Source organism: Rhizobium sp. 18055, assembly GCF_902706285.1.
Lineage (GTDB): Bacteria > Pseudomonadota > Alphaproteobacteria > Rhizobiales > Rhizobiaceae > Rhizobium.
In genome coordinates this window covers 14,361-29,378 of record NZ_CACSKD010000018.1, presented here as the reverse complement: position 1 = coordinate 29,378, position 15,018 = coordinate 14,361, and the positions used below count along the sequence as shown (strand labels likewise).

At 62.1% G+C, this 15,018-nt stretch carries 14 protein-coding genes; 6 read left to right on the top strand and 8 right to left on the bottom strand.

The annotated features are described in order from the left end of the window. Positions 1–57 precede the first annotated feature (57 nt). Positions 58–942: a class I SAM-dependent methyltransferase gene (locus GVL52_RS24010; RefSeq protein ID WP_160011743.1), complete on the top strand. Its 885-nt coding sequence runs from the start codon at positions 58–60 to the stop codon at positions 940–942. Between the two features lie 12 nt (positions 943–954). Here the strand turns inward: GVL52_RS24010 and GVL52_RS24005 are convergent, their stop codons facing one another. The 6 genes from GVL52_RS24005 to GVL52_RS23980 all read right to left on the bottom strand — a co-directional run bounded on the left by GVL52_RS24005 (position 955) and on the right by GVL52_RS23980 (position 5,032). Next, positions 955–1,125 carry a Flp family type IVb pilin gene (locus GVL52_RS24005; protein WP_160011741.1) on the bottom strand — a complete coding sequence of 57 codons (171 nt, stop codon included), beginning with the start codon at positions 1,123–1,125 and terminating at the stop codon, positions 955–957. Between the two features lie 51 nt (positions 1,126–1,176). Further along, positions 1,177–1,512, bottom strand: coding sequence for a hypothetical protein (locus GVL52_RS24000; protein ID WP_160011739.1), 336 nt, complete (start codon positions 1,510–1,512; stop codon positions 1,177–1,179). A 124-nt stretch (positions 1,513–1,636) separates the two neighbouring features. Continuing rightward, positions 1,637–2,050 carry an 8-oxo-dGTP diphosphatase MutT gene (gene mutT / locus GVL52_RS23995; RefSeq protein WP_160011737.1) on the bottom strand — a complete coding sequence of 138 codons (414 nt, stop codon included), beginning with the start codon at positions 2,048–2,050 and terminating at the stop codon, positions 1,637–1,639. Continuing rightward, a complete protein-coding gene (locus GVL52_RS23990; RefSeq protein ID WP_160011735.1) occupies positions 2,047–2,829 on the bottom strand; it encodes an N-acetyltransferase in 783 nt (260 codons plus the stop codon). The genes mutT and GVL52_RS23990 overlap by 4 nt, the downstream gene beginning before the upstream one ends. Positions 2,830–2,836: 7 nt before the next feature. Next, positions 2,837–4,078 carry a bifunctional glutamate N-acetyltransferase/amino-acid acetyltransferase ArgJ gene (gene argJ / locus GVL52_RS23985; RefSeq protein WP_160011733.1) on the bottom strand — a complete coding sequence of 414 codons (1,242 nt, stop codon included), beginning with the start codon at positions 4,076–4,078 and terminating at the stop codon, positions 2,837–2,839. Positions 4,079–4,144: 66 nt separating this feature from the next. Further along, on the bottom strand, positions 4,145–5,032 hold the full coding sequence (locus tag GVL52_RS23980) for a peptidylprolyl isomerase (RefSeq protein WP_160011731.1): 888 nt from the start codon (positions 5,030–5,032) through the stop codon (positions 4,145–4,147). 245 nt (positions 5,033–5,277) lie between these two features. Between GVL52_RS23980 and secA the strand changes: the two genes are divergently transcribed. The 5 genes from secA to GVL52_RS23955 all read left to right on the top strand — a co-directional run bounded on the left by secA (position 5,278) and on the right by GVL52_RS23955 (position 12,732). Beyond that, positions 5,278–7,986, top strand: coding sequence for a preprotein translocase subunit SecA (gene secA / locus GVL52_RS23975; RefSeq protein ID WP_160011729.1), 2,709 nt, complete (start codon positions 5,278–5,280; stop codon positions 7,984–7,986). A gap of 181 nt (positions 7,987–8,167) precedes the next feature. Next, positions 8,168–8,788, top strand: a complete 621-nt coding sequence (locus GVL52_RS23970) for a C39 family peptidase (RefSeq protein WP_160011727.1) — start codon at positions 8,168–8,170, stop codon at positions 8,786–8,788. Positions 8,789–8,820: 32 nt separating this feature from the next. Then, positions 8,821–9,927 carry a D-alanine--D-alanine ligase family protein gene (locus GVL52_RS23965; RefSeq protein WP_160011725.1) on the top strand — a complete coding sequence of 369 codons (1,107 nt, stop codon included), beginning with the start codon at positions 8,821–8,823 and terminating at the stop codon, positions 9,925–9,927. Positions 9,928–10,037: 110 nt separating this feature from the next. Beyond that, complete coding sequence (locus tag GVL52_RS23960) at positions 10,038–11,450, top strand: oligosaccharide flippase family protein (RefSeq protein ID WP_160011865.1); 1,413 nt, start codon at positions 10,038–10,040, stop codon at positions 11,448–11,450. A 4-nt stretch (positions 11,451–11,454) separates the two neighbouring features. Next, entirely contained in the window at positions 11,455–12,732 is a 1,278-nt protein-coding gene (locus tag GVL52_RS23955; protein WP_160011723.1) for a GNAT family N-acetyltransferase, read from the top strand. Between the two features lie 30 nt (positions 12,733–12,762). Here the strand turns inward: GVL52_RS23955 and GVL52_RS23950 are convergent, their stop codons facing one another. Together GVL52_RS23950 and GVL52_RS23945 are read right to left on the bottom strand one after the other, a co-directional pair. Continuing rightward, the gene (locus tag GVL52_RS23950; RefSeq protein WP_160011721.1) at positions 12,763–13,305 is read right to left on the bottom strand and encodes an AAA family ATPase; all 543 of its coding nucleotides are present in this window, start codon (positions 13,303–13,305) and stop codon (positions 12,763–12,765) included. 44 nt (positions 13,306–13,349) lie between these two features. After that, positions 13,350–14,990 (bottom strand): AMP-binding protein, encoded by a 1,641-nt coding sequence (locus GVL52_RS23945; protein WP_160011719.1) that lies wholly within the window; start codon positions 14,988–14,990, stop codon positions 13,350–13,352. Positions 14,991–15,018 lie beyond the last annotated feature (28 nt).

Sequence of the window (15,018 nt, the reverse complement as noted above, 5' to 3'; positions counted from 1 at the left end):
CGCGCGCGAGGAAAATCGCCTTGCCGCACCGGCCTTGCGGGATTATGGACGTCAGCCATGGATATCATCTTCGACACCGTCAGGATTGCGGCAAACAGGCATCGCGCGCTGCGCAACAACGATCCGAAGGCAAGCTTCCTGCTCGATATTGCAGCAGAGGAGCTCGGCGAACGCCTCGCCGTCGTCGAGCGCACCTTCGAGCACGCCGTCGAGCTGCACGGCGCCACCGGTGCCGCTGCCCGCGCTGCCAAGGCGACCGGCAAGATCGCCACTCTGACCCGCGTCGAAAGCGAAGCGGCCTACGCCAGCCCGGAAGACGGTTTCATCGAAGCGCCGCTCGAGGTGGTCCCGCTCGAGCCGCAATCGGCCAATCTGGTGATCGCGCCGCTCAGCCTGCACCTGACCAACGACACACCGGGCGTCTTCATCCAGATCCGCCGCGCGCTACGGCCGGATGGACTGTTTCTCGCTGCAATACCCGGCTCCGGCACCCTGCAGGAGCTGCGCGAGGTGCTGCTGGCGACAGAGGTCGAGATGACAGGCGGCGCCAGCCCGCGGGTCATTCCGTTTGCCGATGTCCGCGATGTCGGTGGGTTGCTGCAGCGCGCCGGTTTTGCGCTGCCGGTCATCGATGCCGAGACCTATACGGTTCGCTACGATTCGATCTTTCCGCTGATGCGCGATCTGCGCGCAATGGGCATGGGCAATCCGCTGGCCGAGCGCAGCAGCAAGCCGTTGACGCGCGCATTCTTCATGAGGGCTGCGGAGATTTATGCCGAGCGCTATTCGGACCCGGACGGCCGCATCCGCGCGACCTTCTCGTTCATCTATGTCTCGGGATGGGCACCGCACGAAAGCCAGCAGAAACCGCTGCGACCGGGCTCGGCAAAGATGCGGCTCGCCGACGCCTTGAAGGTCGAGGAACACAAGCTCGAGCAGTAAGCTCGGCCAATCTCAGTTGACGATATTCAAGTGGTTGCTGGTGTTGAGAAACAGGTTGCCGATGTTGTTGCCGATCGCGCCGATGCTGGCCAGGATCGCCACCGATATGACGGCAGCAAGAAGCCCGTACTCGACGGCCGTGGCACCCTTGATATCTGCGATAAACGTCTTCACAAACCCCATCGTCCGTCCTCTACGCAACATCGCGACCATCAGCACTGAGGACCCTCGCCCTCAGCAGCCGATGCCACTTCCGTAACCCTGAACCACGCAAACAGACCCCGGCGTATCCTGAAGAACGCTGCGGCGGATCGTGTAGCGCTTGCCGTTGTCCGTCTTAGGGCTGCTATCTGCCTTTGGAATCGAACCCGTCGTGATCGAATCGAATTCGGACGGCACGCTGGCGAACACGCTCGACTTCGATTTGTCGGCGAGCATCGGCGTCAGGATCAATGTCAGTGCCACGACAGCCGTGCCAAACAGCAAGGCGATGTTCAGCGCCCCCGTCTTGCGTGAGGAAACCGAAGCCTGCTCCTTCTCCCGAACTGCTTTCCAGAAATCATCGTCCATGCGGTCAAGCCTTCTACACACACGCCAGTTGCTTGATTGAGGCCGATCTTTGCCAGAATCTGTTAAACGATCGATTAATATCCACAGCCAAACTGGCACGGAAACGACAATACAACAGAAATTTCTAAAGTAGGTCCTGGAGAACCGGGATCAGCGGCTCGTCGGCGGGCGGCATCGGGTAGTCGCGCAGTGCCTGCGGCTTGACCCATTTGATGGCCTGGCCCTCTTTGCCGTGGGGTATGCCCTCGAAGCGTCGGCAGACGTAGAGCGGCATCAGCAGATGGAATTTTTCGTAGGTATGGCTGGCAAAGCTCAGCGGCGCCAGGCAGGCGACCTTGGTGGTGATCCCCAGTTCCTCGCGCAGTTCGCGTATCAACGCGTCTTCCGGCGTTTCGCCGGGATCGACCTTGCCGCCGGGAAACTCCCACAAACCTGCCAGCGACTTTCCCTCCGGCCGTTGCGCCAGAAGGATGCGACCGTCGGCATCGATCAGCGCGCAGGCGACGACAAGAAGGATGCTGCGGCCCGGCTCGCTCATGACGGCAGGTCCCGCCGCCAGTAGGAATAACGATAGGCTTCGACAAAGCCGATCCGCTCGTAAAGCGCGATCGCCGGCACATTGCCGGCCTTTACCTGCAGCCAGGCCGAACGGGCACTGCGCATCCGCGCCCAGCGGAGCGCCGACGTCAGGATTTCAAGGCCCAGCCCTTCGCGGCGGCGCTGCGGCGTGACCGACAGCGACATGATGCCGGCGAGATCGTTGTCCTGGACGCAGAGCACGGTCGCCACCGGTCCGGTCTGCGGATCCTCGATCATGAACAGGCCCGATGGCGGCTTGATCGCGTTGATCACCTCGGCCAGCGCCGGCTTCAGCTTCGGCGACACCTGGTCGGTCAGAAGATTGGCATCGACGAAGCGGCTGATGTCATGGGTCGGGAGATGGTCGAGCGTATCCGGCAGGGCGGCACTGGCCAGGTCGCAGGTCATGACGATGGTTTCGTCGAACGGCGTCCACTTCTCCGCCTTGATCAGATCGATCAGCACCGGCGATGCCAGCGGCGTCTGCCGGAGAACCGCAGGCCGCGCATAGGCTTCGAACTTGCGGCTGGCCTTGGCAAGACGGATCTCGACATCGCGATGGTCGGATGGGTCGAGCGGCACGATGGAGTTCAGTCGGTTCGACGGATGCCCTGCCGTCAGCCGCACCTGCCAGCTGCCGTCATAGACCACAGACGACGCAGGCCAGGCCCGAAAGCCGACGGCCTCGAGCCTGCGCACCAGCGGCAGATTTGCCTTCTTGGTAGATGTGTCGGTCAATGAAAACTCAACTCCGGTAGTCACCGTTGATGGCGACATACTCCTTTGTCAGGTCGCACGTCCAGACCGTTGCCGTACCATTTCCGAGGCCGATTTCGACCCTTACCGGAATATCCTGCTTTTTCATGACGTTGGACGCGGCCTCTTCCGAGTAGCCGGCATCGCGCTCGCCATTGACCGCAACCCGCACGTCGCCGAACCAGATGGCAAGACGGTCACGATCGGCCATTTCGCCGGCCTTGCCGACAGCCATGACGATACGGCCCCAATTGGCATCCTCGCCGGCAGCCGCGGTCTTGACCAGTGGCGAATTGGCAATCGACAGCGCGATCACCTTGGCAGCGGCATCGCTTTCGGCACCGGTGACGGTGATCTCCAGCATCTTGGTGGCGCCTTCGCCGTCGCGCACCACCTGCAGCGCCAGATCCTTGAGCAGATCGTTGAGCGCCGCGCGGAACGAGGCAAGGCGCGGATCACCTGCCGTTTCGACACGCACCTGGCCGTCTTCCGAAGCAGCGCCGGTGGCAAACAGCATCAGCGTGTCGGAGGTGGATGTGTCGCTATCGACGGTCATCGAATTGAAGGTCGGATCGACACCGGCGGACAGCATCGCCTGCAGCGCGGCCGGTGCGATATCGGCATCGGTGACCACGAAGGACAGCATCGTCGCCATATCGGGCGCGATCATCCCGGCGCCCTTGGCGATGCCGTTGATCGACACGGTAACGCCACCGATCTCGGCGCTGCGGGTGGCGACCTTCGGATAGGTGTCGGTGGTCATGATCGCCTTGGCGGCCTCGAACCAGAAATCACCTGTCGCATCGGTATAGAGCGTGTCGAGCACGCCCGAAAACTTGGTGGCGTCGAGCGGTTCGCCGATCACGCCGGTCGAGGCAAGAAATATCTCGCTCTCGCTGCAACCGACGGCGGCGGCAGCAGACTTTGCGGTCAGCGCGGTGGATTGGCGACCCTTGGCGCCGGTAAAGGCATTGGCATTGCCGGAATTGACGACGACGGCACGCGCCACGCCGCCGGAAAGATTGGCGCGGCAGAAATCGACGGGCGCCGACGGGCACTTCGAGCGGGTGAACACGCCTGCGACGGCCGCCGGCTTGTCGAACACCATCATCAGCACGTCTGTGCGGTTCTTGTACTTGATCCCGGCGGAAGCGGTCGCCATGCGAACGCCGCGCACGGCAGGCATGGAGGCGAAGGATTTGGGGGCGAGCGGGGAAACGGAACCGGACATGATCATCGACCTGGCAAGAAAGGAATATGGAAGGGCCCGGAAAAACCGGGCCCTCGATGGATGATATTACTGCTGAGCCGGCGCGGCGGGCGCTTCGCCCGGCTGCGGCTGCTTGTTGGCATCGTCGTAACCCTTGCGCAGGGCTTCGTCCGTGATGTCGATCTTGGACTTTTCCTTGGCGGTTGCGAGAAGCGCAAGATACTTGTCGCGCATGACGAGCTGACGAACCTGATCCTTGACCTGGTCGTAGGCCGGAGGAGCGGCGTCACGCTTGTCTTCGACGAGAATGACGTGATAGCCGAAATCGGTCTTGATAGGGGTCTTGGTGTAGGTCCCCTTGTCGAGCGCGAAGGCTGCGTCTTCGAATTCCTTGACCATGCGGCCCTTGGTGAAATAGCCGAGATCGCCGCCGTCAGCCTTGTTCGGGTCGGTGGACTTTTCCTTGGCGAGATCAGCGAAGTTCTTGCCGGCGTCGAGCTGCTTGATGACGTCCTTGGCTTCGTCTTCCGTCTTCACCAGGATGTGGCGGGCGTGAACTTCTTCCTGCTTCGGAAGGGCTGCGACTTCCTTGTCGTAGCGTGCCTTGACTTCATCGTCGGTGACGGTGTCGACGACGTGCTTCTTGAAATAGGCATTGTGCAGCTCACGATCGGCGAGATACTGCATGCGCTTCTTGAATTCTTCGGACTGGTCCAGCTTTTCGGCCGATGCATCCTTGGCAAGCAGCTTGACGTCGATGGCAGCAGACAGAGCCGCGACCTTCTTCTGGTCTTCAGGCAGCTGGGCCAGCTGTGGGTCGAGATTGGCAATGGCGAGGTCAAGTTCGGACTGATGGATATCGACGTCGCCGACCTTGGCGATGACCGCATCCGGCTTGTCTTCCGCACGTACAGGCGCCTGAAACGCAACGAAAGTCGCGAGGGCCATGACGGCGATTTTGTTGTAGTTCAACATTAAATATTCCTTCACAGTTAAACCACCGGCTTCAACTTCGTGAATCCAGCCTGAAACAGCCATCAACACTGGAATGTGGCCTTTCTATATCAGCCAAATCCGTTGACATCATTCGACCCCCCTCTTATCTGTCACGCACCCTCGCGTCCAGAAAAGTTTCCTGGCGTTTCGATCAGTGCGCCCGAAATTCGGCCGGGCCGCCCAGATGAAAAGTCCGGGATGAATATTCAGAAAGGACCACTCGTATGGTCAGCTTTGGCGGTATAGCCCGCAAAATATTTGGCTCTGCCAATGATCGCCGCGTGCGGTCCTTCACGCCGAACGTCGCCGCAATCAATGCGATTGAGGAAAAGACCAAGGCACTGTCCGACGAACAGCTCGCCGCCCAGACCGTGGAGTTCCGCAAGCTTCTCGCCGAAGGCAAGACGCTCGACGATATCCTTGTTCCAGCCTTTGCCGTTGTCCGCGAAGCCTCGCGCCGCGTGCTTGGCATGCGACCATTTGACGTTCAGCTGGTCGGCGGCATGATCCTGCATTCGAATGCGATTGCGGAAATGAAGACCGGTGAAGGCAAGACGCTGGTCGGCACCCTGCCGGTCTATCTCAATGCGCTGTCGGGCAAGGGCGTCCACGTCGTCACCGTCAACGACTACCTCGCCCAGCGCGACGCCGCCACCATGGCCCGCCTCTACAGCTTCCTCGGCCTGACCACCGGCGTCATCGTCCACGGTCTCTCCGACGAGGAGCGTGCCGCGGCCTATGCCTGCGACATCACCTACGCGACCAACAACGAGCTCGGCTTCGATTATCTGCGCGATAACATGAAGTACGAGAAGAACCAGATGGTTCAGCGCGGTCACAATTACGCGATCGTCGACGAAGTGGACTCGATCCTGGTCGATGAAGCGCGTACGCCGCTGATCATCTCCGGCCCGCTCGACGACCGCTCCGATCTCTACAACACCATCGATGCCTACATCCCGCTCCTCTCGGACGGGGACTACGAAATCGATGAAAAGCAGCGCTCCGCCAACTTCTCCGAAGAGGGCACGGAAAAGCTCGAAAACCTGCTGCGCGACGCCGGCCTCTTGAAGGGCGCCGGCCTCTACGACATCGAGAATGTGGCGATCGTCCACCACGTCAACAACGCGCTGAAGGCCCACAAGCTGTTCCAGCGCGACAAGGACTACATCGTCCGCAACGACGAGATCGTCATCATCGACGAATTCACCGGCCGCATGATGCCGGGCCGCCGTTATTCGGAAGGCCAGCACCAGGCGCTCGAAGCCAAGGAACGCGTGAAGATCCAGCCTGAGAACCAGACGCTGGCGCAGATCACCTTCCAGAACTACTTCCGCATGTACGACAAGCTTGGCGGCATGACCGGCACGGCGCAGACGGAAGCCGAAGAATTCGGCAACATCTACGGTCTCGACGTCATCGAAGTACCGACCAACCTGCCGATCCAGCGTATCGACGAAGACGACGAGGTCTACCGGACCTTCGAGGAAAAGTTCAAGGCGATCATCGCCGAGATCAATGAGGCCCAGAAGCGCAACCAGCCTGTGCTGGTCGGCACCACCTCGATCGAAAAGTCCGAACTGCTCGCCGACATGATGCGCAAGCAGGGCTTCACCAACTTCCAGGTCCTGAACGCCCGCTACCACGAGCAGGAAGCCTATATCGTCGCCCAGGCCGGCGTGCCCGGCTCGGTCACCATCGCCACCAACATGGCCGGTCGCGGCACCGACATCCAGCTCGGCGGCAACCTCGACATGCGCATCGAGCGCGAGCTTGGCGAAGTTGAGCCGGGTCCCGAGCGTGATGCAAAGATCGCTGCGATCGTCGAAGAGATCAAGGTACTGAAGCAGAAGGCAATCGATGCCGGTGGCCTTTACGTCATCGCCACCGAGCGCCACGAAAGCCGCCGCATCGACAACCAGCTGCGCGGCCGCTCCGGTCGTCAGGGCGATCCGGGCCGCTCGAAGTTCTATCTGTCGCTTCAGGACGACCTGATGCGCATCTTCGGCTCCGACCGCATGGACTCGATGCTGACCAAGCTTGGCCTGAAGGACGGCGAAGCCATCGTCCATCCCTGGATCAACAAGGCTCTGGAACGCGCGCAGAAGAAGGTCGAAGCCCGCAACTTCGACATCCGCAAGAACCTGCTCAAGTATGACGACGTTCTGAACGACCAGCGCAAGGTGGTGTTCGAACAGCGCGTCGAGCTGATGGAATCGGCCAACATCTCCGAAACCGTCTCCGACATGCGCCGCGAAGTCATCGACGATCTCGTCCAGAAGCACATTCCCGAACGCGCCTATGCCGAACAGTGGGACGCTGCCGGCCTCAAGGAGCAGGTCAATGCGGTTCTCAACCTCGACCTGCCGATCGAAGACTGGGTCAAGGAAGACGGCATCGGCGAAGACGACATCCGCGACCGCCTGACGGAAGCGGCAAATGCCGTGTTCACCGAGAAGTCGGAGCGCTTCGGCGACGACATCATGCACTACGTCGAACGCTCGGTCGTCATGCAGACGCTCGATGCCCTGTGGCGCGAGCACATCGTCAACCTCGATCACCTGCGTTCCGTCGTCGGTTTCCGTGGCTATGCCCAGCGCGATCCGCTGCAGGAATACAAGTCGGAAGCCTTCGAACTGTTCACCTCCCTGCTCAACAATCTCCGCCAGGCCGTGACAGCCCAGCTGATGCGCGTTGAGCTGGTGCAGCAGGAGCAGCCGGAACCACCGGCAATGCAGGCCCATCACATCGACCCGACCACCGGCGAAGACGAATTCGCCTCGGTCTACCAGGCGTCGGAAGTCATCGTTGCGCCAGAAAACCGCAATCCCGACGATCCTGCAACCTGGGGCAAGGTCGGCCGCAACGAGGTCTGCCCTTGCGGTTCCGGCAAGAAGTACAAGCATTGCCACGGCGCTTTCGAGCAGGCCTGAGGCTAGCTGACTGCTGAGATCGAAGCCCTCGCGACAGAGATGTTGCGGGGGCTTTTTCGTTTCGGGGATGCAGGCAGAGCCGCAACTTTCGATTTCATATTCCGTCCCGGATTCAGCCGCAAAACCGTCATCTTGTTCGCCGAGCTTGGCGCCATATTTTTCGCGATTTCCGGAGAGCTTGATGACCGACCGCGCCCTGCAGGCTCCCTATTTCAGCCAGTGGGAAACCGCGTCGATGACGCTGTCGGTGCTGGATCACGGCGCACGAGCGTTGCTCGCCGATCCGCTCTGGCAACAATCCGGCGCCGAGACGCCGGAGGAATACGCCCGCTGGGCCGTCAACATCTGCGGCATGGCCTGCCTGAAGATGATCCTCGCCGCCCGCGGCGAACATCACCGCACCATCGACCTTGCCCGCGGCTGCACCGCCTTCGGCGGCTACGTCGTCAACGATGAGGACCAATCGATCAAGGGCCTGATCTACGCGCCCTTCGTCGCTTATGTCGGCGAGATTTTCGACCTGAAGGCCGAGATCACAACCAACCTGCCGACCACAGGCATTGCCGGGATACTCGAGCGGAACAGCGTCTTCATCGCTTCGGTCAACAGCCAGATCCGCTGGCCCGACCGCGAGCCGCCCTCCAGGGGCGGCCACCTCGTGCTGGTCACCGCCGCGACGCCGGAGACGATCCGCTTCCACAACCCATCCGGCCACGACGAGGCAAGCCAGGCCGACGTCGAACTGCCGGTCGCAGTCTTCGACCGCTTTTTCGCCAATCGCGGCATCGCCGTCACGCTATAGAGCCAACGACAATCCGAGGGGGACTGTTCACCATGCCGACCACCCATTCGACTGCAGACACTGCCCGATCCGCGAAGACGCGCCTGCGCATCGCCATCCTGTTCGGCGGTCGCTCGCCGGAGCATGATGTCTCGATCCTATCGGCCACCAATGTCGTCAACGCCCTCGATCCCGAGCGATATGATGTAATGCCGATCTTCGTGACCCGCGAAGGAGAATGGCGGATGCCGCCCGAAGCAACCGAGCTTTCCGCGGCTGCTACCGTGAAAGGCGCGCCGCAGCTCTGCCTGCTGCCCGGCGGCCACGGTCGCCTGCTCGCCATCCCCGAAGACGCCGCTTCGTATGAGCTGCCCGCCATCGACGTCATCTTTCCCGTGCTGCACGGCATGCATGGCGAAGACGGCTCCGTGCAGGGCCTGGCCGCCGTCGCCCGCGTGCCGCTCGCAGGCTGCGGCTTGCTCGGCTCGGTCACCGCGATCGACAAGGACATCGCCAAGCGCCTGCTGAGAGAAGCCGGCCTCCCGGTGGCCAGGGGCATTTGCATCGACAAGGATACCGTGCCCTCCTTCGAAGAGCTGACGGAACAACTCGGCCTGCCCCTCTTCATCAAACCGGCCCGCCAGGGCTCTTCCGTCGGCGTCAGCAAGGTGAAGAACCCGCAGGATTTCACCGCAGCGCTGGCCGAAGGCTTCAAGCACGACAGCAAGCTGCTCGCCGAAGAATTCATCGCCGGCCGCGAGATCGAATTCAGCGTGCTCGAACACGCCGATCGCCAGATTTTCGTGTCGCTCCCCGGCGAGATCGCCCCGGCCGCAAGCCACGGCTTCTACAGCTACGAGGCCAAGTACATCGACGAGGATGGCGCAGCCCTGCGCGTCCCGGCCCAACTGCCGAAAGAGATCGAGGACGTGATGCGCGTGACCGCAGGCCAGGCCTTCAAGGCACTTGGCTGCGACGGCATGGCCCGGGTCGATTTCTTCCTGACTGAGGGTATGTCCTTCGTGGTCAACGAGCTCAACACCATCCCCGGATTCACCAATATCAGCATGTACGCCAAGGCCATGGCGGCGTCAGGCGTCGGCTATCCGGAGATCCTCGATACGCTGATCGACCGCGCCCTCACGCGCGGCGGCGGATGACCCGTAGAGCCCACCGATCGTTAAACCGCCGCCCCCAGCCACAACCGTTTGTTAACGCTGTTCTGCCACTACTCTAGGCACGATTTGCCAGAGAGTTTTGCGTGTCCATTATGGCGGTCATCGAGACAGCGGAAAAGATGCTACCGGCGGGCCTGCGTCCTGCGGGCGGCCGCGTGCTCCGCATGCTGGCCGATGTGCTGACGGAGCGCGGCGAGAAAGCCGCCGCCCAGCGCATGGCGCTGACCGCATTCGCCATCCGCATCATCAGCGCCGCCCTTGCCTTCGCCTCCCAGATCGTCCTCGCCCGGCTGATGGGCGAATACGAATACGGCATCTTCGTCTTCGTCTGGGTGCTGATTGTTCTGTTCGGCGATCTCTCCTGCCTCGGCTTCCACACCGCCATCATCCGCTTTCTGCCGCACTACAAGGCGACGGGCGCCTTCGAGGAAATCCGGGGCCTGACAGGCACCGCCCGCCTGTTCGGGCTGCTGTCCGGCACCATGGTGCTGGCCATCGGCATGGTCGCTCTGCACCTCTTCGGCGACCGCATCCAGAGCTATTACGTAATGCCGATCTTTCTCGGCCTGCTCGCCATGCCGATGATCGCGCTCGGCGATATTCTGGAGGGCACCTCGCGCGCCAACCACTGGCCGGTGATGGCGCTGAGCCCTGTCTATATCATCCGCCCGCTGCTGATCATCGCCTGCATGCTGGGTGCCATCGGCCTCGGCGCCCCGCACACAGCCGTAACCGCCATGCAGGCAGCACTGGTTGCCACCTACGTCACAGCCCTCGGCCAGTATGTGGCAACGCTGATCCGCCTGCGCCGCCACTATCATGAAGGACCACGCAAGGTCGATTTCCTCGGCTGGCTCAGCGTCGCCTTCCCGATCTTCCTGATCGAGGGCGTCAGCTTCCTGCTCACCAATTCCGACGTCGTCGTCGTCGGCATCTTTCTCGAGCCGCACGACGTCGCCATCTACTTTGCCGCCGCCAAGACCATGGCGCTGGTGCATTTCATCAACTTCTCCGTCAAGGCCGCCTCCGGCCCGCGCTTTTCCAGCATCATCGCCGAGGGCACCCGCGCCGAACTGGCGGTAGCCGCCATCGACGCCGCCAAATGGACCTTCTGGCCGGCACTCGCCGTCGGTCTCGTCGTGCTGGCCGCCGGCCACCTGCTGCTGTCGCTGTTCGGCGGTGCCTTCACATCAGGCTATATCCTGATGGTCATCCTGCTTGCCGGCATTCTCGCCAAGTCGCTGGTCGGCCCCGCCGAAACGCTGCTGATGATGGCAGGCAAGCAGAATATCTGCGTCGCGCTCTACGCCGCGGCGCTAACGGCCAACGTCGCCCTCAACATCCTCCTTATCCCGCATTTCGGCATCGAGGGCGCGGCGATCGCCACCGCATCGGCCATGGGTGTCGAAGCGCTGCTCCTGCATTTCGCCGTGCGCCATGCGCTCGGCATCGCCCTCTTCGCCTTCGCCAGACCGGCTGCCGCCGGCAACGACATGGAAGCCTGACAGAATGGTGCGCACTCCTCCCGGTTCCCACACGACAGACGCCACCGCAAACCGCATGGTCCATGAGCTGGCATCGCTGGAATTCGACGCGCCGCAGGCGCAAGCCCGCGTCGAGGTCGGCCGCCCCGGCCGCGAGCTCTGCGTCTATTCCGGCAAGCTCGGCTACGACCTGCAGGAGGAGCTCGATTTCCTCTCCAACCGCGCGCTGGAACCGAACGTCTTCTTCACCGGCCGCTTCCTGGCGCCCGCCATGCCGCGCCTCGACGACCGCGCCGTCAATTTCGCGCTGCTGCGCGACAAGGACGAAACCCGCAGTCGCCTGCGCGTGCTGATGCCGTTCTCGATCGAAAAGCCGGGCTTTGCCGTCGGTCCGTCGATTATCCGCGTCTGGGCAAACAGCTTCGCGCCGCTCGGCACGCCGCTGCTCGATGGCGAGGATGCCGCCGAGACCCTGGACAATCTGCTGGACGGATTGACCGCGCGTGATCTGCGCATGCCACCCATCCTGGTGCTGCCCGATCTCAGGCTGAACGGCATTTTCGCCCGCATGATCCGCGCCGTCGCCATCGGCCGCAACCTGCCGATATCAACCACCAACCCCTATCTGCGCCCGATGCTGCAAAGCGACGAGGACGCCACCGCCTACCTGCGCCAGTCGGTTTCTTCCTCGCACCTGCGCGAGATGCGCCGCCAGTGGCGCCTGCTGGAAGAACAGGGAACCGTCGTCTACAACGTCGCCCGCCAGCCGCGCGACATCCACCTGCGCTTCGAGGAATTCCTGGCGCTGGAAGCCGGCGGCTGGAAGGGCAAGAAGCGCAGCGCGCTGGTGACCGACCGCTATCACACCGCCTTTGCCCGCGAGGCAATCTCCAACCTCGCCGCCGTCGATGCCGTGCGTATCCACAGCATCGACTTCAACGGCAAATCGATCGCATCGACGGTCGTGCTGATGATGGGCGGCGAAGCCTATACGTGGAAGACCGCCTATGACGAGGCCTATGCCCGCTATTCGCCGGGCAAGCTGCTGATGGCCGAACTGACCGAATGGCACCTCGACGACGCCAACATCGTCCGCTCCGATTCCTGCGCGATACCCGATCACCCGATCATGAGCCGCTTCTGGCAGGAGCGCGAGGAAATGGGCACTGTCGTCATCGGCCTCAACCAGAACGCCGACCGCGACGTCCGCCAGGTCGCAGCCCAGTTGCACCTCTACAGCAGCACCCGCAACGTCGCAAAAATGCTGCGCCAGAAAATCCTGTCGCTGGCAGGGCGCGGCTAGGCAGCGGGACCCTGAATGCATCCGCCACGATTATTCTAGCGTCTGTTCAGGCTTGCCGCATTTCGATAGGATCTCGTCGACAACCAAGCAAAGTGGCGCGGTGGCATCAATCGCTGTTGCGCCCTTTGGAATGTCTTCTCGCGTTGAATGCAGCCGCATGACCAATTCCTGCTCGGCCGCCTTTCCGCCGAACTCGTTCTCGGCTCGGGCAGCAAGCCTCCGCTTCAATGTGCATGCATCGACCGCCAGAACGAACACATCGTCAAAAAAATCAATGAACTGATCGAAATTCCTCGAACCACCGCAGAAGAAGACCATCGGGTTGCTTTGATCGGCAACCAGCGCTTTGACTTTATCGACATTCCACAGGTGGTGTTGATGCCTGAAAGCCACATCCAGAGCCGCCTCCACCCGGGCAGCGATATCCAGCGGCTCGCCCGTCCGCGGATCGCCTTGATATGCCAGTTCTCGATCGCCGTGGATGACGTGATAGCCCCGCTGCTGCAATTCGGTGGCGACGGACGTCTTGCCGGTCCCTGAAACACCTTCAATCAAATAATTTCTGACACCCATGTCGCCAATTCCAATGTCTCGAATGCCTTGTGAAACAGCAACATTCAGCTTGAAATGCCCTTATCGGCCACCGCCCGCTCGCGCAGCAGCCGGCGGATCACCTTGCCCGAGGTGGTCAGCGGCAGCGTATCGACAAATTCGACCTCGCGCGGATATTCGTGCATCGACAGCCGCGTCTTCACCCAGTTGCGGATGTCTGCTTCCAACGTCATGCTCGGCTCGAACCCCGGCACCAGCACCACATAGGCCTTGACGATCTCGGTGCGCAGCGCATCCGGTTTGCCGATCGCTGCTGCCATCTGCACCGCCGGATGGCCGCTGAGACAATCCTCGATCTCGGCAGGTCCGATCCGGTATCCCGACGAGGTGATGACATCGTCGTCGCGCCCGAGAAAGGTGACATAGCCCTCCACATCCTGCCGCCCAAGATCGCCGGTCAGCAGCCAGTCGCGGGCAAACTTGCGCGTAGTCGCTTCCTCATCGTTCCAGTAGCCGAGAAACATCACCGGATCAGGCTGCGCAATCACGATCTGCCCGGCCTCGCCGACAGCCAGTTCGGTCCCGGCATCATCGACGATCGCCACGCGATGCCCCGGCACCGGCCGCCCGATGGCACCCGCCTTGCTGACCCCATGCACAGCACTCGACGACAGCACGAAATTGCACTCCGTCTGCCCGTAGAATTCGTTGACGCCAATGCCGAGCGTGCGCTTGACCCATTCATAGGTCTCCGCCCCCAGCGCCTCGCCGGCCGAACCGATGGTCCTCAGCACCAGATCATATTTGCTGCGCGGATCGGCCACCGCCTTCATCAGTCGCAGGGCCGTCGGCGGAATGAACCCGTTGCGCACCTTCATCTCCGCCATGATCCGATAGGCCATGTCGGCATCGAATTTCTGCGCCGGCGACGACACGACAGGCACGCCGAGCAGCAGGCTCGGCAGCAGCGCATTCAGCAAACCGCCCGCCCAGGCCCAATCGGATGGCGTCCACATTTTGTCTCCGGGCTGCGGAAAGCCCTCATGCGCAAACTGCATCCCCGGAATATGGCCTGCCAGAACCCGATGGCCATGCAGCGCGCCCTTCGGCGCCCCTGTTGTGCCCGAGGTGAAGATCATCAGCGCCGGTTCGTCAGGATTGGTCGGCGGCACGTCGAACGCGGGTGAATGCGCATCCACCAACGCCGAGAAGGATAGCGCATCGCCATCATCATCGACGCTGATCACGGTTTTCAGCTCCGGCAACCGATCCCGGATCTGCCGAACCCGCTCCAGCCCGAAGCCGTTGGTGATGATCGCGCTCACGCCTGCCGTCTGCAGCCGATACTCCAGCGCCTCGACACCGAACAGCAGCGCCAGCGGCACCGCTATTCCACCCATCTTGTAGATCGCCACATGCGCAATCACCGTCTCGAACGACTGCGGCAACAGCAGCGCCACCCGATCGCCCTTCTTCACCCTCAGCGAAACGAGACCGTTGGCCAGCGACGACGAGCGCGCTGCAAGCGTGCCATAGCTCATCGACAGGTGCTGGCCGTCAGCACTGAAATGCTCAAGACAAATCCGCTCCGGCGCGCGCGCCGCCCAGTCGTCGCTGACGGCGCGGCCGATGTTGAAATCCGCAGGAATGGTCCAGGCAAAATCGCGATAGAGATCGTCATAACGATCGCGCGGCGGCAGTTTCATGGGCGCAGTTTCATGAGCAGGGTCCGAT

Coding starts and splice junctions, on each gene's coding strand:
- GVL52_RS23970 (WP_160011727.1), top strand. CDS start 8,168: ATGACCGACCGCGCCCTGCAGGCTCCCTATTTCAGCCAGTGGGAAACC.
- secA (WP_160011729.1), top strand. CDS start 5,278: ATGGTCAGCTTTGGCGGTATAGCCCGCAAAATATTTGGCTCTGCCAAT.
- argJ (WP_160011733.1), bottom strand. CDS start 4,078: ATGTCCGGTTCCGTTTCCCCGCTCGCCCCCAAATCCTTCGCCTCCATG.
- GVL52_RS23950 (WP_160011721.1), bottom strand. CDS start 13,305: ATGGGTGTCAGAAATTATTTGATTGAAGGTGTTTCAGGGACCGGCAAG.
- GVL52_RS24010 (WP_160011743.1), top strand. CDS start 58: ATGGATATCATCTTCGACACCGTCAGGATTGCGGCAAACAGGCATCGC.
- GVL52_RS23980 (WP_160011731.1), bottom strand. CDS start 5,032: ATGTTGAACTACAACAAAATCGCCGTCATGGCCCTCGCGACTTTCGTT.
- GVL52_RS23960 (WP_160011865.1), top strand. CDS start 10,038: ATGGCGGTCATCGAGACAGCGGAAAAGATGCTACCGGCGGGCCTGCGT.
- GVL52_RS24005 (WP_160011741.1), bottom strand. CDS start 1,125: ATGGGGTTTGTGAAGACGTTTATCGCAGATATCAAGGGTGCCACGGCC.
- GVL52_RS23965 (WP_160011725.1), top strand. CDS start 8,821: ATGCCGACCACCCATTCGACTGCAGACACTGCCCGATCCGCGAAGACG.
- GVL52_RS24000 (WP_160011739.1), bottom strand. CDS start 1,512: ATGGACGATGATTTCTGGAAAGCAGTTCGGGAGAAGGAGCAGGCTTCG.
- GVL52_RS23945 (WP_160011719.1), bottom strand. CDS start 14,990: ATGAAACTGCCGCCGCGCGATCGTTATGACGATCTCTATCGCGATTTT.
- GVL52_RS23955 (WP_160011723.1), top strand. CDS start 11,455: ATGGTGCGCACTCCTCCCGGTTCCCACACGACAGACGCCACCGCAAAC.
- mutT (WP_160011737.1), bottom strand. CDS start 2,050: ATGAGCGAGCCGGGCCGCAGCATCCTTCTTGTCGTCGCCTGCGCGCTG.